This is a genomic window from Hyphomicrobium sp., from assembly GCF_020852195.1.
GTDB lineage: Bacteria > Pseudomonadota > Alphaproteobacteria > Rhizobiales > Hyphomicrobiaceae > Hyphomicrobium_C.
In genome coordinates, this window is record NZ_JADZBI010000011.1 from 15,495 (window position 1) to 33,195 (window position 17,701).

Below are 17,701 nucleotides of genomic sequence, written 5' to 3' on the forward strand. Positions count from 1 at the left end.
GACTTAGCTGTCCCGCAGGTGACTGGCCCAAATGAACGACCGTCAGTTAAAAACGCGTTAAGCACTGAAAAGAGGAGGAAGCGCTCATGAGCCGGTTGTATGGACTTCAGCATCGGGAACTGCAGGATCGCTTCGCGAGCAGGGCGATGGCCGACCGCATCGAGCTGATCGCGGCCAAGACCGAGATCGACGACATCGCGCGGAGCTTCATCGAAAGCCGCGACATGTTCTTCCTGTCCTCCGTCGACCACCAGGGCCGACCGACCGTCTCCTACAAGGGCGGCGATCCCGGCTTCGTCCGCGTGATCGATCCCAAGACCCTCGCCTTCCCGAGCTACGACGGCAACGGCATGTACTTCTCGATGGGGAACATCGCCGCCCATCCCGAGATCGGTTGCCTCTTCATCGACTTCGAGAAGCCGTTCCGCCTCAGGCTTCAGGGACGCGCCGAGCTGGCCAAGGACGGCCCGCTTCTGAACCTGTTCCGGGAGGCGGAGCTGGTTGTGAAGGTCACCGTCTCGGACGTCTGGATGAACTGCCCGCGCTACGTCCACCGCTACCGGAAGGAGGCAGCCTCCCGCTACGTTCCGCGCGCCGAGACCGAGACGCCGCTCTGCGAATGGAAGCGCATCAACGGCCTGCAGGACATCCTGCGCCCGCACGAGCTGGCGGCCGTCGAGAAGGCGGGCCAAATCAGCGAGGAGGAATGGATGGGGCACGTCTTCGCCGGCAACGACAAGGCGTGAAGGAGTTGGTGCTCTCTCCAAGACTCGCGTTGGTCATGCACCGTCAAGATTAACGGCAGGTGGCTCGACCGCCCGGCGTGCCGGACCCCTATGATCCGTTGTCGGGATCATGGAGTTCGCCATGCGGAACATCTCGTGCCTGCCGTTGTATGGTCTACTGACGGCCATCGGCCTGTCTTCCTGGACGGGGCCTGTGACTGCCGGCACGCTGCCCGCCGCAGCATTCGCATCGAAGAGCGATACGGCACTGATCGAGGTCGGCAGGCGCTGGTATCGTGGCTACCGCGACGACTTCTACTATCCGCCGGAGTACTACCTCCCGCCTCCGCCGCCCGTCGTCGTCTACGAGCCGCCGGTCTATGGCTGGCTCGCGCTTCCACCGCCGCCGCCGTCGAGCTGCGGCAAGTACCGCTACTGGAACGGCGAGCGCTGCGCGGATGCCCGCTACGATCCCCCCTACATCGGACCGCGTTGGTAAACGTCCGCTCGCTCGCAATCGGCCCCCCGCTGCGGATGCGTGCGCTCTTGCCCGAGCGCACCCATCTCGTGCTAAGCCTGCGCCGATCCTGAACCAGAATTCGTGTGCCCCGATGCCGCTCCGCGTAGCCTGCCAGATGGACCCCATCGAGCGGATCGACATCCGCGGCGACAGCACGTTTGCGATCCTCCTCGAGGCAGAGCGGCGCGGCCACGAGATCTTCTACTACACGCCGCCCAACCTGGCGCTCGAAGGCGAGCGGCTTCTGGCCCGCGGCCACACCCTGAACGTCATCGACAAGGAGGGTGCGCACTATCGGCTCGGCGAGGCGCGGCGCGAGGATCTGGCGTCGTGGGACGTGGTGCTCTTGCGCCAGGATCCTCCGTTCGACATGGCCTACATCACGACCACGCATCTCCTGGAGCGCATCCATCCGAAGACACTGGTCGTCAACGACCCCGCGCACGTGCGCAACGCGCCCGAGAAGATCTTCGTCCTCGATTTCCTCGACCTGATGCCGGCAACGCTGATCACCCGCGCGCTCGACGATGTCCTGGCTTTCCGCCGCGCCTACAAGGACATCATCCTGAAGCCGCTCTACGGCAACGGCGGCGCGAGCGTGTTCCGCATCCGCCCCGAGGACACCAATCTCGCCTCCCTCGTCGAGCTTTTCCAGACCGTCTTCCGCGAGCCTTTCATGGTGCAGGAGTACCGGCCCGAGGTGCGCGCCGGCGACAAGCGCATCATCCTCGTCGACGGCAAATTCGCAGGCGCCATCAACCGCGTGCCGGCCAAGGGCGAGACGCGCTCCAACCTGCACGTCGGCGGCACGGCCGCGAAGACCGAGCTCACGGAACGCGAGCTTGAGATCTGCGCCCGCCTCGGCCCCGAGCTCAAGCGCCGCGGCCTCATCTTCACCGGCATCGACGTCATCGGCGGCTACCTTACCGAGATCAACGTCACCTCGCCGACCGGCATCCGCCAGGTGAAGGCTTTCGGCGGCGCCGACATCGCCGCTCTCATCTGGGACGTCATCGAGCGCAAGGCTGCCCGCCCCGGCACACGGCGTGGAAAGCAGAAATAGCGCCGTCCCCGACTCAGGCCCGCAGCCGCAGCCCGCTGGAAACGCAGGGGTGTGACGATAAACGTCACCCGGGCGTTACCCCGGCGAAAGGAATTCGGTGTATGAGACGCAGCATCACCCGACGCCTCAGAATGCCGCGACGGCGACCGCCGACGATCGGGCCGTGATCGCCTCGGAGCCCTTGAGCCCAAAGCGTCGACCGGTCTCATCAAGCGCCGACGATCCCGCCGCTCCTTGCCCAAGGAGACGGAAGAGATGGACGTGTCCGCGCCCACCCCGCTGAAGCCGCCGCAGCCGACGTTCCGCGAGCTCTTCACGCCGAAGCTCGTGACGCTGCTGCGCGAAGGCTACGGCACACGACAACTCACAGCCGATGCGCTGGCGGGTCTCACCGTCGCCATCGTTGCGCTGCCGCTCTCCATGGCCATCGCAATCGGCTCGGGTTTGTCGCCGGAGAAGGGTCTGTTCACCGCCATCGTCGGCGGCTTCCTGATATCGGCCCTCGGCGGCAGCCGCTTCCAGATCGGCGGTCCGGCGGGGGCCTTCATCGTGCTCGTAGCAACGATCGTCGAGCGCCACGGCTACGATGGCCTCGTGCTCGCCACCACCATGGCCGGCCTCATGATGGTGGCGGCGGGCTACCTGCGGCTGGGGACGTACATCAAATATATCCCGCTGCCGGTCACTGTCGGCTTCACGGCCGGCATTGCCATCATCATCCTCGCGAGCCAGCTCAAGGAGCTTCTGGGCCTGGACATTGCCCAGGAGCCGGCCGCACTGGCACCCAAGCTCGCCGCCATCTGGAGCGCCCTCGGTACCATCAACCCCCCGGCCATCGTGCTCTCGCTGCTCGCCATCGCGCTCATCGTCGGCCTGCGGCGCTATCGCCCGCAGTGGCCCGGCATGCTGATCGCCGTCGCCGCCACCGCGCTCCTCACCGCGCTGCTCGGCCTCGAGGTCACGACCATCGGCTCGCGCTTCGGCGACATCCCGCGCACGCTGCCCCTACCGTCGCTGCCGGCCTTCGACCTCGCCAAGCTGCGCGCCGTGCTTCCGGACGCCATCGCCATCGCCCTTCTCGGCGCCATCGAAAGCCTGCTGTCGGCCGTGGTCGCCGACGGCATGACCGGCCGCAAGCACCGCTCCAACTGCGAGCTGGTGGCGCAGGGGGTAGCCAACGTCGCCTCCGCCACGTTCGGCGGCATGTGCGCCACCGGCACCATCGCACGCACGGCGACCAACGTCCGCGCCGGTGCCATCAGCCCCGTCTCGGGCATGCTGCACGCCGTCTACCTGCTGCTATTCCTTCTGATCGCGGCACCGCTCGCGGCCTACATCCCGCTCGCAAGCCTCGGCGGCGTGCTCGCCGTCGTGGCCTGGAACATGGCCGAGAAGGAGGAATTCACGAACCTGCTGCGCGCATCGTGGGGCGATGCGACGGTGCTCATGGCGACATTCCTGCTCACCATCTTCGAGGATCTGACCATCGCCATCGCAGTCGGTGTGACGCTCGGTGCCTTCCTCTTCATGCACCGCATGGCCGAGGACGTGGAGGTGGCGACCGGAAGCCCGCTCGTGGCCGAGGATCAGGCCGACGATACGGGCGCGGCGCGCACCGATTACGATCCCGGCGAATACGGGCGCGACGTTCTCGTCTACCGCATCTCCGGCGCCTTCTTCTTCGCGGCGACTGCCTCCGTGCGCAGCGTGCTCGACCGCATCGGCGAGCACCCGAAAACCTTTATCCTCGACTTCGCCGACGTACCGCTCGTGGACAGCACGGCTGCGAAATCTCTGGAGAGCTTCGTGCACAAACTGCAGCGCAGCGGCACGCGCGTCTATTTCACCTCCGTCCGCAGGAGCGTGCGCCGCACGCTCTTGCGCGCCGGCCTGCGTACGCCGCTCATCGCCTACGCGCCGAGGATCGAGGACGCGGTCACCGCCGCCCGCAAGCTCGAGTCCGAAGGCTGACGCTCAAAGCAGCCGGTACATAACGAGCGCATCGACGTCGCCGAGAGTCGGATGCGCGAAGGCGCGCGGCAGCCGGCCGACGGTCTCGAAACCGAGGCTCTCCCACAGCCTCACCGCTCGTGTGTTGTTGCTGACGACCAGATTAAACTGCATGGCGCGGAAACCGCACCCGCGCGCGCGGTCGAGCGAATGCAGGCACATCGCCCATGCGAGCCCACGACCGGCGAATGCCGCCGCGGTGACGTAGCCGCAGTTGGCCACATGCGCTCCGCCCCCGGTTTGATTGGCCCTGAGGTAGTAGGTCCCGGCGATCTCGCCGTCGACCTCGGCGACGAACGTCTCCCGATCCGGCCCGGTCCAGTACGCGAGCGCGTCCGCCCGCGTCATGTCCCGCGCCAGGGCATAGGTCTCGCCGGCCCGGATCACGGGCTCGAGAACCCTCCACAGCGCATCGGCATCGGTGTTGCGAAAAGGCCGAATGAGCACGCCATCAGCCATTCGCAGGCTGTGCCCAGGGATCGTAGCTGCCGAAGCTCCAGGCGTGGCCCTCCGGATCGCGTACGGAGTAGCTACGCCCTCCGTAACTCTCGCCCCTGGGCGCAATCACGGTCTCGGCGCCCGCCGCCGAGGCGCGGGCAAAGTGCTGATCCACGTCTTCGACGATCACATAGATCGTCTGCGTGCAGCGCCCGCCGGCCCGCTCCGGCAGCGTCATGACCATCTTGCCGAACTCGCCGCCGCCGTCGGGACCGATCATGATCATGCCGTTGCCGAACGTGAGCTCGGCGTGGACCACCTTCCCCGCCTCGTCGCGATACACCGCATGCTCCTTGAAGCCGAACGCGCGCACGAGCCAGTCCACGGCCGCACCGGCATCCTCGTAGCCGAGGCACGAGATCAGGCGGCTGCCCTGCGCATCACTGGCCATGTGAATTGCTCCTTCGAGACGGAAAACCTGAATACCGGGATGAAGATATCGATGTTGTCGAGACACCGTACACCCAACCCCGACGCAACAGACCTGTGGTTTTTCCCAGGTCTCCGCAACGGATTCCCGGCTCCGCGATCGTTTACGCGTGGATCACGATCGGGGGCGTTCCATGTACGGCACCATCGCAACGGTTGCATTCGTCGGCGTTGAGGCGCGCGCCGTCGAGGTGCAGGTGCGCATCACGCCGGGTGCCCCGGCATTCATGATCGTCGGCCTTCCTGACAAAGCCGTGGCGGAGAGCCGCGAGCGGGTGCGCAACGCGCTGCACGCCGTCGGCCTCGGCCTCCCCTACAAGCACATCACGGTGAACCTAGCGCCCGCCGATTTGCCGAAGGAAGGCAGCCACTTCGATCTCGCCATCGTGCTTGCGCTGATGGTTGCCATGGAGGCCGTGGCCCCGGACGCCATCGAGCGTTACGCGGCTGTCGGCGAGCTGGCCCTCGACGGATCGATCCGCCCCATCCCCGGCGCACTGCCCGCCGCCATCGGCGCCAACGCCATCGGCAAGGGCCTGATCTGCCCTGCGGAATGCGGCCCCGAGGCCGCCTGGGCTGGCGAGGACGCCGACATTCTGGCAGCTCCCCACCTCCTCTCGCTCGTTAATCATTTCAAGGGCTTGCAAACGCTCTCGCGGCCCAGGCCGGCGCTGGACCGGGAGCGCCCCAGCCTGCCGGACTTGCGCGACGTGCGCGGACAGGAAAGCGCCAAGCGCGCGCTGGAGGTCGCTGCCGCCGGCGGCCATAACCTCCTGATGATCGGCCCGCCAGGATCGGGCAAATCCATGCTGGCGGCGCGCCTGCCCTCGATCCTGCCGCCCCTCACGCCGGAGGAGATGCTCGACGTCTCGATGGTGCACAGCCTCGCGGGCGAGCTGATGGGCGGCAAGCTCTGCACCGAGCGGCCGTTCCGCGCGCCGCACCACTCGGCCAGCATGGCCGCCCTCGTCGGCGGCGGCACGCGCCCTCGCCCCGGCGAGGCGAGCCTCGCGCATTTGGGCGTCCTGTTCCTCGACGAGCTGCCCGAGTTCCAACCGTCGGTGCTCGACGCACTGCGCCAACCGCTCGAGACGGGCGAGCTGGTCATCGCCCGCGCCAACCATCGCATCGCCTATCCGGCGCGGCTCCAACTCGTCGCCGCCATGAACCCGTGCCGCTGCGGCGGCGGACCGGGACACACCTGCAAGCGCGGCCCGCGCTGCGCAGCCGACTACCAGGCCCGCATCTCGGGCCCGCTGCTCGACCGCGTGGACCTGCAGATCGAGGTGCCGGCGGTTTCCGCCGCCGACCTCACCTTGCCGCCGCCAAAGGAGGGCAGCGCCGAGGTCCGCGCCCGCGTCGCGGCGGCCCGCGCGCGTCAGCGCGAGCGCTTTGCCGCCGAGGGCGCATCAACGCTGCGTACGAACTCCGAATGCGTGGGCCACATGCTGGAGAAGATCGCCCAGCCCGACGACGCCGGCCTCGCGCTCATCCGCCAGGCGGCCGACACGTTGAAGCTCTCGGCGCGCGGGTTTCACCGCACGCTCCGCGTCGCGCGCACGCTGGCCGACCTCGACGGCGCCGATACGGTCGGCCGCGTGCACGTGGCGGAAGCGCTGTCCTATCGCGGAGAGAGCCTACGTCGGCAGACGGCCGCGTGAACCGCACGACGTTTGAGAGCGGTGCCAAAAAAAGAAGGGGCCGTGTGGCCCCCTCCCTTTAATCCTTGATGTTCTTCTGGATCTTCGCCGCCGTGACCGTGTTCTGCAGCAGGCAGGCGATGGTCATCGGGCCGACGCCACCGGGCACCGGCGTGATCGCGCCTGCCACCTCGGCGCACTCGGCATAGGCCACGTCGCCCACCAGCCTCGTCTTCCCGCCCTCGCCCGGCACGCGGTTGATGCCGACGTCGATGACGACGGCGCCGGGCTTGATCCAGTCGCGCTTCACCATCTCCGGGCGGCCGACGGCTGCGACGAGCAGGTCGGCAGCGCGACAGACGCCCGGCAGGTCCTTGGTCTGCGAGTGCGCGACCGTCACCGTGCAGCTCTCGCGCAGGAGCAGCGCCGCCATCGGCTTGCCAACGATGTTCGAGCGGCCGATCACGACAGCGTTCACGCCCTTGAGGTCCGGGATCACCTTCTTGGCCAGGATGGCCGAGCCGGTCGGCGTGCACGGCACCAGCGTACGCTCGCCGATCCACAGCCGGCCGACGTTGGTCGGATGGAAGCCGTCCACGTCCTTGTCCGGATCGATGGAATTGAGCACCTTCTCGGCGTTGATGTGCTTCGGCAGTGGGAGCTGCACCAGGATGCCGTTGACGTTGGGATTCGCGTTGAGCCGCTGCACGAGGGCGAGCACATCGTACTCGGAGGTGTCGGCCGGCAGCTTGTACTCGAACGACTGCATGCCGACCTCGACGGTCTGCGCCGCCTTGTTCTTCACATAGACCTTGCTCGCCGGGTCCTCACCGACGAGAACCACGGCAAGGCCCGGCGTTAGGTCGTGGCTCGCCTGGAGCGCCTTGACGTCGGCCGCCACTTGCTGTCTGACCTCGGCTGCGATGGCCTTGCCATCGATGATCTGGGCTGCCATGGGCTCCCCCTCCTCCTTGAGTTACGCGCCTTTTCTTGATGCCGTCACGTGAGCGCGGCCAGCCGCTCGGCGAGCCGCGCCTCGATCTCCACCGAATTTCCGGTGATTTCAACCGACTTGACCCGCGACTTACCGCCCTGGGCCAGCTCCACGCTGCTTTTTGCGACGCCGAGCCACTTGGCGAGCAGCTTGAGCAGCGCCGCGTTGGCCTCGCCTTCGGACGGCAGCGCACGCACGCGGGCCTTGATCGCCGGCCCCTCCGGGGTCTCCTCGACACCGTCGATGGCGTCCTTCGACGACTTGGGCGTCAGCCGCACGCGCACGATGACGCACCCGGCGCCCAGGCGCCACGGCACGTCGGCGGGCCGGCCGGCGACGGCCACTCCCGTCACAGGAACAGCTTGGCGATGTTGGGCAGCACGACGCTCTGGATGAAGAAGAGGCCGAGCAGGAGCACCAGCGGCGAGAAATCGATGCCGCCGAAGTCGGGAAGCGCGTTGCGGATCGGCCTGAGCACGGGCTCCGTCACCGCGGCCAGCGCCTGGGCCAGCGCACTGACGAAGCGGTTGTAGGGGTTGACGACCCCGAACGCCATTAGCCAGCTCAGGATGACCGAGGCCAGGATGACGTAGACATAGAGGGTAATGAGGTAACTGATGAAGCCGAGCAGCTCGATCATTTGGGCGCCCAATCCTTAGGTGCTTCGAAAAATCCCTGCCCGACGTGTAGCCGGAGAGGCGTCATGCGGCAAGCAGCCGTCGATCGGCGACGGCGTCCGGGATCGGACGAGGTGCGGCGGCAGGCACTGCAGGATCGGCTGCCAGCCCTGCTCGAGGGCTTTCCGGCGTTTCCTTGACAAGGCTGAGAGCCGGACGGTAAATGCGCGAACCTTGGGCTGGCGGTCAGACTGGACTCGTCGGTTGCCGCAGCATCAATCGCCCAAGTCCCATGCGTCGGGGCCGTAGCTCAGATGGGAGAGCGCTGCAATCGCACTGCAGAGGTCAGGGGTTCGATTCCCCTCGGCTCCACCAATTAAATCAATCGCTTACGTCACTTTCCAAAAATCCCGACGATCTTTGTCGCACACCTGTCGCACACCGATGCAGGTTTGGCGATGTTGCGCCATGCTCATCGAGGCCCGCAGCGCGCTTCAAGAAAGCGCACAGCCATGCCCACTCCGTCCTCCTGACGCACACGCTCGCCGAGCGCGTTGGCGCGTGCGCGCATGTCCGCATCGCTCATCGCCTTGATGGCGAAAGCAATGCTATCGGCGGTCATAGTCTTGCGATCGAGTGGAGGCGGAGCGACGCCGAGTTCGTTCATCCGTCTTGCCCAGAATGGCTGGTCGCCCAAGAAGGGACAGATCGTCATCGGCTTGCCTGCACGAAGTGATGCGGCAACCGTACCCGCCCCGCCATGGTGGATGGTTGCGGCCACCAGCGGCAGCAGCGCGTCATGCGGCGCGTGATCGATGAGATGAACATGCGGCGGTAGGCGATCAGCCTCAAGCGCGCCACCGCCGCTCGCGAGCAAACCACGCTTTCCACATCGGGCGAGCGCATCGATTATCATGGAGGCCATGTGCTGCGGGTCGATCCCCGGCATGCTGCCGAAGCCGGCATAGACCGGTGGTTCGCCGGCATCGAGGAAAGCCTTGAGTGAGGCAGATGGTGTCCAGTCTTCGCTGTCGAGGAACCAGTAGCCGCTGACCAGAACGTCATCGCCCCAGTCGGATGGAATGGGAACGACATGGCGGCTATAGGCGTAAAGCGTACCCGATGGAGCGACGCTGCTCTCCCGCCGCCGCGACAAGCCGAGCGTAGTCGCACGCCAATCCATGATGAGCTTGCCGAACAGCAATCCGGCGCCCTTGATCGCAAGCACATGGCTTGCACGATTGAACGGCCCGAGCGAGCGGAAGGGAAGCAGGGGAGTCGGGAACGCAGACGTGGGCGTGAAGCCCGGGAGCGGCGAGGCAAGGATGCAGGGGCACCCAATTTTTTCCGCCATGTGAGCCGCTGCGATCGACTTCGGGTGATAGACGATCACGTCCGGTGCAAACGCGCTGGCTGCGTGCCATTCCTCGTCCAACAATCGGCGCATCAGCGGGCGCACTGTCTTCAGCAGCTTGAACCCGGCGCTGAAGCCTTTGCCGCCCGCTACGGCCGCCTTGCCTTCCGGTGTGTCGAGCAGCGCCAGGAATTCTCCCGGCAAGGGCGAGAAGGGGACACCGAGCGCGCTCGCCATGCCCTGGAACTGCGCCGGCGCGGCAAGCTGGACAGCGTGGCCCCTTTTCATCAGGCCAAGAGCCAAGGCGAGATATGGCTGAACATCGCCCCGCGTGCCCAAAGTGTGGATGGCAATTCGCATCCGGTCAGACCGCCTTCACGCCCTTGCGCCGGCGCCCGGCGCGGCGAGCCGGCTGCTTGTCGGCAAAGAGTGTGTATTGCGCTTCGGGCACCTCGTGCTTGAGCACTTCGCCAAGTTTGGTCACGAGCGCAATGCGCTTGTTCTTGGTGATGGCATCGAGGTTCTGCATGCGCCATTTCACGGCCGGCAGCTTCCGGACGTCTTTCACCTCGAGGAGGGACCAGTCGGGTTCGCCCGCTTCGAACGAGATGAGGAACCGGCGATGCTTCTCCGGCATGTTCCCGACCATGGCCTCGACGATGGCGGTCCGGGACGTCAGAAGATCTTCGAACGCTACCGGTTCCCGCGTCATGCCCTCAAAGCCATTGGCAAAGGCATCTGCGATGTCCTTGGGCCTGGCCGCCAGCACCTCCGCCATCGGCCGCTTGTGGCAAAGCAGGTAGACGATGAAGGCGGCGCGCAGTTCATCGCTGATGCCTTCATTGGCTAGAAGGTCGCGGACATCAAACAGATCCCGCGGATGTTGGCGGTCCAGGGCTGCCACGATTTTGCCGGCGAAAAGATCTGGAAATGAGAGCACCTGCATCTCGGCGAAGCCGAATTGATCTTCCACGGCTTCGCTCACGGCGCGGATTTCGGGAATGTAGGCACAGCCGCGCATGACCGGCGTCACCTCGACCTTGATCTGCACGCCGCGTTCGCGGACGAACAGTTTGGTCACGGCACCTTCTTCGGCGTTTTGCGTGACATGTGTTCCAGGCAGGGCTTTCTCGATGCGCCCGGCCACGCGCTTCATCGCCTTGTCGATGGCACCAAGCGAACGCGCCCGGTTCAGGACGGGCAGGTAGGTGAGATCGATGTCCACCGAGAGCCGTGGCAGGTCGCGGTAGAAGAGATTGATGGCGGTGCCGCCCTTGAGGGCGAACGAGTCTTCGCGTGCGATCAGCGGAATGACGCGAAGCAGCAGATTGACCTGGCGAACATAGATTTCGTTAAAAGCCATCAAAAGTCCTTGGGCACGGTGATCTGGTATTGCGAATCCAGTCGTCCGCCCTTGACCAGCATGCGCTTCCCTGCACCCAGATCAACAGCCTTCCTGTCGATGCGACCGAGCCACGCGTGGCTATGCCGGTCTGCAAAGAAGAAAAACAACCGCTTGACCTTCACACTCTTGCACTCGGCAAGCAGCCGGTGAAGCTTGGCTGGACGGAGCGTCGTCAACCCCTGCATCAGCATATCGACGTTGTGGAAGCTTTCGTGATCGGGCAGTTCGTCAAGAAGCTCCAGCACGGCGCGCTCCGGTGTCGAAAGGACAAGGGGCCAATCATATTGCCCCCATGGCTGCACGACGAAGCTGTCGCTCTTGTCCAGGTCTTTGCGCGCTTCCAGCTTTTGAGGCCCCGCAGGCATTTGCGCGGCGGGAAACAATGCCGTCGCGTTGCGGTAGATGAAGCGCACGTCCGGAAGGGGAAGCGTATTGAGCCACGTTGGGGGCTTGCGCGACCCATAGAGATAGAGAGTGGTCCCGCGCTGCCTGAGATAGTGAGCGTAGCCTTGCAGTTCGAGCGCACTTCGGCCGCCGAGGACCAGATCGTATCCAAGCAAGGTCTGGAGGGAGACCACTACTTGCTGCCAGGTGAGCGGCGCCGACCGGCGCTGATAAACCCGTCGCGCCGGCTGGTGCAGCCAGTCCCCGGCCACATATTGGCTGCGCAGGGCAGTCGAGTAGCCTTTGGCGGCAAGCCAAGCGGCGTCCACGAGAAGACCCTCGGGAAGCTCCTGCTCAAGGCGGTTTAGAGATGAGCGCTTTTGCTTAGCCATACTTAGCAAAATAGCATATTTTCAAACCGAAGTCCAGTTTATAGTATGCATGATTTGCTAAGCCAAACTTAGCAAAAATACGATCTATTAAACCAACTTGGGCGCCCGTATCCGGGTCCAATAGGCTGCAACCTAATGTGTGCAGGTACTGATTAGGCTACAGCCGAATCTACATCTCCCGCCCGAAATCGCGTCCCGGATTCCGCCGGCGCCACTCTTCCATCTGCTGTTTGATCTGCTCGACCCGCGCCATCTGGGTGGGCGAGCGCGTGTTGACGGCCATATTGAATTCTGCGGCGGATGCGGGCTGCACCTCGGCGGACTGTTGAACCGGCAGGCTGTCATTCGCCGGCTGCCGTTCTGCTAACAGCGATTCCTTCGCGAGTTCGAGGGTCACGACGGTACGCAGTTGCGCCTCGCGCTCACGCACCAACGCAAAGCGTTCCTCCTTCTGCCGCTCCCTCACGGTCTCGATGCGCGTCTTGTACTGAAGCCATAGACGCTCCGAGATCTGCTTCTTGTCTGTCTTCTCGGCTCTGGCCAGAGACCGGCGCTCCTTGTTCTGGATCGCGTCGACACGCTGCAAGAGACGGTTGGGGTTCCTGATGAGATGAAACATCTGACGGAATGTGAGCGGCTTGCCGTTGCCCAGCCGCTCGCGCTGCGAATAGACGAACACGGCGCGCTCGAACGGATGTGTCGCCACGCGAAGCAGGTGTCTGGTTTCGGCTTTGTGTGCGCGGTAGAGCTCGCGCCATTGCGGCCGGTAGCGGGCGAACACTGAAGAACACGCCTGATCGACTGCAGCAGCCGTGCTCTGATAAAGAGCCTCACGTTCGCCGCGATGCTGCGTCGTTAACGTCCTGCGGACTTCAGGATGCGGCTGCGGCATGAGCGGACGGATCTCTGCTCGCAGCTCCTTCATGCGGTGCAGCAGCACCTTCTTGTCGAACCATTCCGCACGTGCAGTCTGCTGGTGCTTGACCGGGGTAAAGCTGAGGGTCGGATCGGCGTGCCTCGCCGCCGCGACCTCCTTGCGTTTTTCGTTGTTTGCAATTCGCTGCACGCAATGCACGCCGTGCTCACGCTCATAGGCTTCTGCCCAGCGGGAAAGGCGCTCCTTGGTGTATTTGAGGGGTGCGGTCAGGCCGCTTGAAGGATGGATCGTGTTGACCACGATATGCACATGCAAATGCTCCTTGTCGGAATGGGCGGCCATCACCGCCTGATGTTCGCCAAGTCCCAGCATGTTCAGGGATGAGAGCGCGGTTTCGCGCATGTGCTCCGGTGTTGGCTTCTCCCCGATCGCCCAGGAGAGCGTGTAGTGCAGGACGGGCTTGGTGTTCTTGCGGCCCCGCGCCGATTGTCCGGATTGGATTTTCAGCATCGCCTGATCGCGGGCGGTTGCGAACATCTCGAACCAGGCGTCATCCGCCTGCGAGATCAGATTGCGTGTTTCGTTCCAAAGGACCCGGTCACGGGAGGTCTTCTGCGCGTCGTGCAGGATGTAGCTGCACGCTCCTTTGAAACTCTGCCCGCGTTTGTGGAGGCGGGGGATCACTGTCAGGTGTCCTCGTTCTGAGGGCGGCTATTTTCTGGGCAAGAAGTTCGTCGGAGAGCAGGGTGCTCAACAGCTTGTTGATGGTGCGCCACGCGGACATGACTTCCGTGGGCATGTTGTTGTTCGTTGCATGCGCGATCTGGTTCACGTTGTTGCCGATGCGGCGCAGCTCCGTGAACAGCGCGGGGTCCATGGCCCGATAGGAAGGCCGGGCGGACATATCGACTTTGCCGGTCAGGACCAGTTGCTCGCACAGGCCCGAAACGGTCAGGCCAAGTTCCTTCGCCTGCGAAGCCTTGAGCACGTAATCGTCCTCGGTCATGCGAATGCAGACCATCTTCGTGCGGGCGCCTTTCTCATGTGTGCGTCGTCGCGGCACTCGTATGCCTCATAAGGTTGGGTTCGGGACGCGGAACGCGTCCTGACCGGAGGGGTCCAGGGGAGTGGCGGAGCACTCTCCCCGGCGAGTGGGATTTGGATATCGATATCGGCGTAAGCCGTAATATCGATATCAAATCCACATCTCGCTACTCCGCGCCTTAAGGTACGTGCTTCATCCAATCCGCCTGCATTCGTTTCTTGAGTTATTCCCAATTTCGTTTTCGCTCATTGCGATAATTCGCGCAATTATGTGCAGCGATAAACACCACTTCACATAAGCGCTTATACGCGAACATGCGGGCACACATTTTTCTGCGAAATTTTTTAGATCTGACGACACACCGCTTATTCTCCCGATGACGACGAGCATGCCGCCGTGCTCGCTTCCGGCAAGGCTGGCCTGCGCCCACCCACGCGCTACACGCATGGGTCCCTGCGGCTCGGCCACCGCTAACGCGGCTGCCGGCCTTGCCGTGCGCTGCGCTCGGCGGCGTAAGCCCTTGTGTGGGTCGGGGCGGAAGGATGGGTGTACAGGTCGAACAGAAGGATGGGGATTTTCAACTTGATCGAAGGCCGGTGCGTGCGGCGGATCGTGAGCCGCCGCACGCTAATGCCCTCACGCCTGGTTCAGGATCTCCTCGCGCAGGAGATCGGCGCTTTCTATCAGCGCGACGGCTTCCTCGGCCTCAGCCTTGGCGATAACCAGAAGGCCGCTGTACCGGTGAAGATCGCCTGACTTTAAAGCAGCCCGCGCTTTGCGGGTCCAGCTGCGGCTTTTGTCGAGCTTGCGCTCGATGATTGTAGCCGTAGCGGCGATTGCGGCCGGGATCGGCTCGGACATGTCGTAGCTGGCCGGTTCGAATGTCTGGGCTGGGGGCTTGCGGTCAAAGAAGGAAAACATGGAACTTCCGTTTCGTGAAGGTGAAGGCCGGGCACCGCGCCCGGCGATGAGGCCGTTTGCACCGAGACATGGGCGAGCGGGTCACACAGGCTTCACGGGAGCGGCCCTTAGGGGCCGCGACTGGCGCGGAAGCCTGTTGACCCTTAGCGAGCCGTCTCGGTAGGCCTCATCATTGCCGGACGCGGTGCTCTCCCGCATTCAGATGAACTGAGATGGAAGCGCCGATTCTTTTTTTATCGCGCCGCCCAAATATTTTTGATCCCCGCATCGCGGAACATGTCCGAACACGGCTGCGCACCGGGGGATTTCCGCACGCGTTTACATTTCAGACGATTTCAAACACTGATTGTGCGATCTGCTTTTCAAGAAACGGATCGCACATGAATAAACCCGTCTTTATTGATGCCGAATTTCCCCCGCGAGGCTCCGGCATCGCGGGCCGCCATGAGGCGGCGCCGTCTACGCGATGGGGCCACCCATGGGAGCTCTCGCCGAACTGGACCTGGCAACCGGGGCGCGTGCTTCTGGGTCACTGGCAACAGCGGCTCATCGGCCTCGATGATGACCGCCACGTGGTCACCGTGGCGGGCAATCGCGCAGGCAAGTCATCGACGGTGCTCATTCCGAATCTGCGGCGGTATCCGGGTTCGGTGATCGTGCTCGACCCCAAGGGCGAGCTTGCCCGTGCGACGGCGGAAGCCCGCATGCGTATGGGCCAGCGTGTCTACGTCCTCGATCCCTTCGGCGAAACAGGCTTTCAAACTGCCGCCCACAACCCCTTCGACGAGCTCGGCCACGGAAACCCTTCGCACATCGCAGCGGATGCGGCGCAGGTCGCGGATGCGCTGATTATCGCAAACAACAAGGACCCGCACTGGACGGACAGCGCCAAGAACCTCGTCCGCGGCCTTGCACTGCACCTACTGTCTACGACCAGTACCGCGACGCTGCGTCAGGTGCGGTCATTGCTGAACGGAACGCCGGCGGAACTGGACGCGTTGTTCACCGCCATGACCGAATCCGGCGCGTTCGATGGCATCGTCGCCAATATCGGCAGGTCGTTTCTGGGCAAGCTCGAATCCGGCGGGCGGGAACTGCAAGGCATTCTTTCGACGGCGCAGGAGCAGACCGCCCCGCTCGACGATATCGTCGCCGTTACCGAACGCAGCGACTTTGCATTGTCCGACCTCGCAACGAGCCGCATCAGCATCTACCTGGTGCTGCCGGGCATGCGCATGGGCACGCATTACCGTTGGTTGCGTCTCGTGATCCAACTGGCCCTGGCCGCGCTTGAGCGCAACCGCGTGCCACGCGGCGAGCTGCCCGTCTGGTTCGTGTTGGAGGAATTCCCGTCGCTTGGACACATGCGGTCCATCGAGACGGCCGCGGGCCTGATGGCCGGGTTCGGCATCAAGCTCTGGAGCGTCTTGCAGGACTTCACGCAGCTAAAGACCCACTATCCCAAGAGCTGGGAAACCTTTCTTGGCAATGCCGGGATCATCCAGGCCTTCGGCAATGCGGATCTGACCACGACCGAGCATCTATCGAAGCTGCTCGGCTCGACGCAGGTCATCGAGCGGCAGGCAGTGCGGCTCTCGGGCCATGCCATGAGCCAGGGCGATAGCGGCATCCGCGAGCATCTGCGCAGCGTGCGCCTGCTCGATCCGAACGAAATCACGACGCTATTCAGCCGGGAAACCAACCGGCAGCTGATCCTCGTGCCCGGACGTCCGCCCATCTATCTGGAGAGGTTGCCGCATGATGCCCATTAGTCTTTGGAGCCACGGCCCCGTCCGTCAGCGACACGACGCCGGACGGCTCGCCGTCGCCGGATATCGTTGGCACCGGTTTCGCCTGATCGAGTATGCCGGCTATGGCACGGTCGCTCTAGCCGTCGCGGTGTTCGGCTTGGTGTACTTTGTTTGGCACGGAACGCCTGCAGCACTCGCCGTCTTCCTGGCAAGCGCCGCCGGCGTCGTGTTTCTCGTCGTCAAGGCGCACTGGCCGCATGTCGTCCTATTCACCGCCGACGCCCGCGTGCGCACGCCAAACGGCATCGCCGGACGGTTCTGGGTGCGCGATCTCGGACCCATCGGCGAGGTGTCGTCGATCGAACTCACCAATGCCTGTGATGAGTTCGGGGTTGTTCTTCTGACCACCGAAGGGCGCACGATCCTGATTGCCGAGCGCATGTTCCGTGTCGATGCGCGGCTGGTGGCCGTGCAGCTGACCAAGGCGCTGTATGAGATGCGCCAGAGCCTGGCGATGATTGGCGACGAGCGAGTCGAACCGAAGCAGCCCGAATGGATCAGCTGACTTACAAAGGGATGAGGCGGGCGATGAAGCGCCTGCGCTCCTGTAACGGTTCAAGCGCCTCACGTATTCGCGCCAGATCATCCACGGGGTACAAGCAAGCGCGCACGGAATTGGACGGCAGCCACGAGCGGTCTTCTTCAGGGTGGCGGCACTGCCAGACAGCAAGCGCATTGTACAGCAGCGGGTCGAGCCTGCGCAGAGCCGAACGGGTCAGGCCCTGTTCGATCCAGGGGGCATAGACCCTGCGCGTGAAGGTGACCGGATTGTCCTTTCGGCCTATGCGGTTTTCCCAGAGCTCCGGCGCAGTGTCCGGCAACGGCTTTGCGCACGCGGGTCTGCCGGCAACGGTATCGATGGTTTCAAGCAGGAGCGAAGACAGGAGATCGACGGCATCAACCGGTGACAGATTTTGATCGGCCATCGCCTTTTCAAAGGCGGCACGCAACGCGGCTTTGATCTGGGCGGTCGTCTCCTGGCTCATCCATGTCCTTCGTCGGGGATGGAGCCTAAA

At 64.2% G+C, this 17,701-nt stretch carries 19 protein-coding genes and 1 tRNA gene; 8 read left to right on the top strand and 12 right to left on the bottom strand.

Annotated features, from left to right (window positions below):
• The first annotated feature begins 86 nt into the window (after positions 1 to 86).
• The 4 genes from IT540_RS00975 (at position 87) to IT540_RS00990 (ending at position 4,279) form a co-directional block, all read left to right on the top strand.
• Complete coding sequence (locus IT540_RS00975; RefSeq protein ID WP_291172029.1) at positions 87 to 746, top strand: pyridoxamine 5'-phosphate oxidase family protein; 660 nt, start codon at positions 87 to 89, stop codon at positions 744 to 746.
• A 121-nt stretch (positions 747 to 867) separates the two neighbouring features.
• Complete coding sequence (locus IT540_RS00980; protein ID WP_291172031.1) at positions 868 to 1,224, top strand: hypothetical protein; 357 nt, start codon at positions 868 to 870, stop codon at positions 1,222 to 1,224.
• 112 nt (positions 1,225 to 1,336) lie between these two features.
• Positions 1,337 to 2,308, top strand: coding sequence for a glutathione synthase (gene gshB / locus IT540_RS00985; RefSeq protein ID WP_291172033.1), 972 nt, complete (start codon positions 1,337 to 1,339; stop codon positions 2,306 to 2,308).
• Positions 2,309 to 2,563: 255 nt separating this feature from the next.
• Positions 2,564 to 4,279 (top strand): SulP family inorganic anion transporter, encoded by a 1,716-nt coding sequence (locus IT540_RS00990; RefSeq protein WP_291172037.1) that lies wholly within the window; start codon positions 2,564 to 2,566, stop codon positions 4,277 to 4,279.
• A 3-nt stretch (positions 4,280 to 4,282) separates the two neighbouring features.
• Here IT540_RS00990 and IT540_RS00995 read toward each other — a convergent pair whose 3' ends face one another.
• Both IT540_RS00995 and IT540_RS01000 read right to left on the bottom strand, forming a co-directional pair.
• A complete protein-coding gene (locus tag IT540_RS00995; protein ID WP_291172039.1) occupies positions 4,283 to 4,765 on the bottom strand; it encodes an N-acetyltransferase in 483 nt (160 codons plus the stop codon).
• A 4-nt stretch (positions 4,766 to 4,769) separates the two neighbouring features.
• Positions 4,770 to 5,207 carry a VOC family protein gene (locus IT540_RS01000; RefSeq protein ID WP_291172041.1) on the bottom strand — a complete coding sequence of 146 codons (438 nt, stop codon included), beginning with the start codon at positions 5,205 to 5,207 and terminating at the stop codon, positions 4,770 to 4,772.
• Between the two features lie 172 nt (positions 5,208 to 5,379).
• Here IT540_RS01000 and IT540_RS01005 point away from each other — a divergent pair, with 172 nt between their 5' ends.
• Positions 5,380 to 6,906 (top strand): YifB family Mg chelatase-like AAA ATPase, encoded by a 1,527-nt coding sequence (locus tag IT540_RS01005; protein ID WP_291172043.1) that lies wholly within the window; start codon positions 5,380 to 5,382, stop codon positions 6,904 to 6,906.
• A 58-nt stretch (positions 6,907 to 6,964) separates the two neighbouring features.
• Here IT540_RS01005 and folD read toward each other — a convergent pair whose 3' ends face one another.
• The 3 genes from folD to IT540_RS01020 are packed head-to-tail and all read right to left on the bottom strand — an operon-like array spanning position 6,965 to position 8,519.
• Positions 6,965 to 7,840 carry a bifunctional methylenetetrahydrofolate dehydrogenase/methenyltetrahydrofolate cyclohydrolase FolD gene (gene folD, locus IT540_RS01010; RefSeq protein ID WP_291172045.1) on the bottom strand — a complete coding sequence of 292 codons (876 nt, stop codon included), beginning with the start codon at positions 7,838 to 7,840 and terminating at the stop codon, positions 6,965 to 6,967.
• Positions 7,841 to 7,884: 44 nt separating this feature from the next.
• Positions 7,885 to 8,232: a DUF167 family protein gene (locus tag IT540_RS01015; protein ID WP_366028941.1), complete on the bottom strand. Its 348-nt coding sequence runs from the start codon at positions 8,230 to 8,232 to the stop codon at positions 7,885 to 7,887.
• Positions 8,229 to 8,519 carry a YggT family protein gene (locus IT540_RS01020; RefSeq protein ID WP_291172047.1) on the bottom strand — a complete coding sequence of 97 codons (291 nt, stop codon included), beginning with the start codon at positions 8,517 to 8,519 and terminating at the stop codon, positions 8,229 to 8,231. Before IT540_RS01020 ends, IT540_RS01015 begins: the two co-directional genes overlap by 4 nt.
• A gap of 276 nt (positions 8,520 to 8,795) precedes the next feature.
• On the opposite strand from IT540_RS01020, the gene IT540_RS01025 reads away from it, so the two are divergent.
• Positions 8,796 to 8,871: transfer RNA gene (locus IT540_RS01025), tRNA-Ala, on the top strand.
• A gap of 97 nt (positions 8,872 to 8,968) precedes the next feature.
• Here IT540_RS01025 and IT540_RS01030 read toward each other — a convergent pair.
• The 6 genes from IT540_RS01030 to IT540_RS01055 all read right to left on the bottom strand — a co-directional run bounded on the left by IT540_RS01030 (position 8,969) and on the right by IT540_RS01055 (position 14,874).
• Positions 8,969 to 10,210, bottom strand: a complete 1,242-nt coding sequence (locus tag IT540_RS01030; protein ID WP_291172049.1) for a glycosyltransferase — start codon at positions 10,208 to 10,210, stop codon at positions 8,969 to 8,971.
• Between the two features lie 4 nt (positions 10,211 to 10,214).
• The gene (locus IT540_RS01035) at positions 10,215 to 11,213 is read right to left on the bottom strand and encodes a nucleotidyl transferase AbiEii/AbiGii toxin family protein (protein ID WP_291172051.1); all 999 of its coding nucleotides are present in this window, start codon (positions 11,211 to 11,213) and stop codon (positions 10,215 to 10,217) included.
• Positions 11,213 to 12,031 carry a type IV toxin-antitoxin system AbiEi family antitoxin domain-containing protein gene (locus tag IT540_RS01040; protein WP_291172053.1) on the bottom strand — a complete coding sequence of 273 codons (819 nt, stop codon included), beginning with the start codon at positions 12,029 to 12,031 and terminating at the stop codon, positions 11,213 to 11,215. The genes IT540_RS01035 and IT540_RS01040 overlap by 1 nt, the downstream gene beginning before the upstream one ends.
• Positions 12,032 to 12,200: 169 nt before the next feature.
• On the bottom strand, positions 12,201 to 13,592 hold the full coding sequence (locus IT540_RS01045; protein ID WP_291172055.1) for a relaxase/mobilization nuclease domain-containing protein: 1,392 nt from the start codon (positions 13,590 to 13,592) through the stop codon (positions 12,201 to 12,203).
• Positions 13,507 to 13,914 (bottom strand): MobC family plasmid mobilization relaxosome protein, encoded by a 408-nt coding sequence (locus tag IT540_RS01050; protein WP_291172057.1) that lies wholly within the window; start codon positions 13,912 to 13,914, stop codon positions 13,507 to 13,509. Before IT540_RS01050 ends, IT540_RS01045 begins: the two co-directional genes overlap by 86 nt.
• Before the next feature lie 675 nt (positions 13,915 to 14,589).
• Positions 14,590 to 14,874, bottom strand: a complete 285-nt coding sequence (locus IT540_RS01055) for a hypothetical protein (RefSeq protein ID WP_291172059.1) — start codon at positions 14,872 to 14,874, stop codon at positions 14,590 to 14,592.
• 380 nt (positions 14,875 to 15,254) lie between these two features.
• Between IT540_RS01055 and IT540_RS01060 the strand changes: the two genes are divergently transcribed.
• Entirely contained in the window at positions 15,255 to 16,646 is a 1,392-nt protein-coding gene (locus IT540_RS01060; RefSeq protein ID WP_291172061.1) for a type IV secretory system conjugative DNA transfer family protein, read from the top strand.
• On the top strand, positions 16,633 to 17,190 hold the full coding sequence (locus IT540_RS01065) for a hypothetical protein (RefSeq protein ID WP_291172063.1): 558 nt from the start codon (positions 16,633 to 16,635) through the stop codon (positions 17,188 to 17,190). The genes IT540_RS01060 and IT540_RS01065 overlap by 14 nt, the downstream gene beginning before the upstream one ends.
• A 1-nt stretch (position 17,191) precedes the next feature.
• Here IT540_RS01065 and IT540_RS01070 read toward each other — a convergent pair whose 3' ends face one another.
• Positions 17,192 to 17,671 (bottom strand): hypothetical protein, encoded by a 480-nt coding sequence (locus IT540_RS01070; RefSeq protein ID WP_291172065.1) that lies wholly within the window; start codon positions 17,669 to 17,671, stop codon positions 17,192 to 17,194.
• Between the last annotated feature and the right edge of the window lie 30 nt (positions 17,672 to 17,701).

Excerpts from the sequence above, each read along its gene's own strand:
- IT540_RS01035 (WP_291172051.1), bottom strand. The coding sequence starts at position 11,213 with ATGGCTTTTAACGAAATCTATGTTCGCCAGGTCAATCTGCTGCTTCGC.
- IT540_RS00980 (WP_291172031.1), top strand. The coding sequence starts at position 868 with ATGCGGAACATCTCGTGCCTGCCGTTGTATGGTCTACTGACGGCCATC.
- folD (WP_291172045.1), bottom strand. The coding sequence starts at position 7,840 with ATGGCAGCCCAGATCATCGATGGCAAGGCCATCGCAGCCGAGGTCAGA.
- IT540_RS01000 (WP_291172041.1), bottom strand. The coding sequence starts at position 5,207 with ATGGCCAGTGATGCGCAGGGCAGCCGCCTGATCTCGTGCCTCGGCTAC.
- IT540_RS01060 (WP_291172061.1), top strand. The coding sequence starts at position 15,255 with ATGAATAAACCCGTCTTTATTGATGCCGAATTTCCCCCGCGAGGCTCC.
- IT540_RS01040 (WP_291172053.1), bottom strand. The coding sequence starts at position 12,031 with ATGGCTAAGCAAAAGCGCTCATCTCTAAACCGCCTTGAGCAGGAGCTT.
- IT540_RS01070 (WP_291172065.1), bottom strand. The coding sequence starts at position 17,671 with ATGAGCCAGGAGACGACCGCCCAGATCAAAGCCGCGTTGCGTGCCGCC.
- IT540_RS00990 (WP_291172037.1), top strand. The coding sequence starts at position 2,564 with ATGGACGTGTCCGCGCCCACCCCGCTGAAGCCGCCGCAGCCGACGTTC.
- IT540_RS00975 (WP_291172029.1), top strand. The coding sequence starts at position 87 with ATGAGCCGGTTGTATGGACTTCAGCATCGGGAACTGCAGGATCGCTTC.
- gshB (WP_291172033.1), top strand. The coding sequence starts at position 1,337 with ATGCCGCTCCGCGTAGCCTGCCAGATGGACCCCATCGAGCGGATCGAC.
- IT540_RS01030 (WP_291172049.1), bottom strand. The coding sequence starts at position 10,210 with ATGCGAATTGCCATCCACACTTTGGGCACGCGGGGCGATGTTCAGCCA.
- IT540_RS01050 (WP_291172057.1), bottom strand. The coding sequence starts at position 13,914 with ATGACCGAGGACGATTACGTGCTCAAGGCTTCGCAGGCGAAGGAACTT.
- IT540_RS01065 (WP_291172063.1), top strand. The coding sequence starts at position 16,633 with ATGATGCCCATTAGTCTTTGGAGCCACGGCCCCGTCCGTCAGCGACAC.
- IT540_RS01055 (WP_291172059.1), bottom strand. The coding sequence starts at position 14,874 with ATGTTTTCCTTCTTTGACCGCAAGCCCCCAGCCCAGACATTCGAACCG.
- IT540_RS01005 (WP_291172043.1), top strand. The coding sequence starts at position 5,380 with ATGTACGGCACCATCGCAACGGTTGCATTCGTCGGCGTTGAGGCGCGC.
- IT540_RS01020 (WP_291172047.1), bottom strand. The coding sequence starts at position 8,519 with ATGATCGAGCTGCTCGGCTTCATCAGTTACCTCATTACCCTCTATGTC.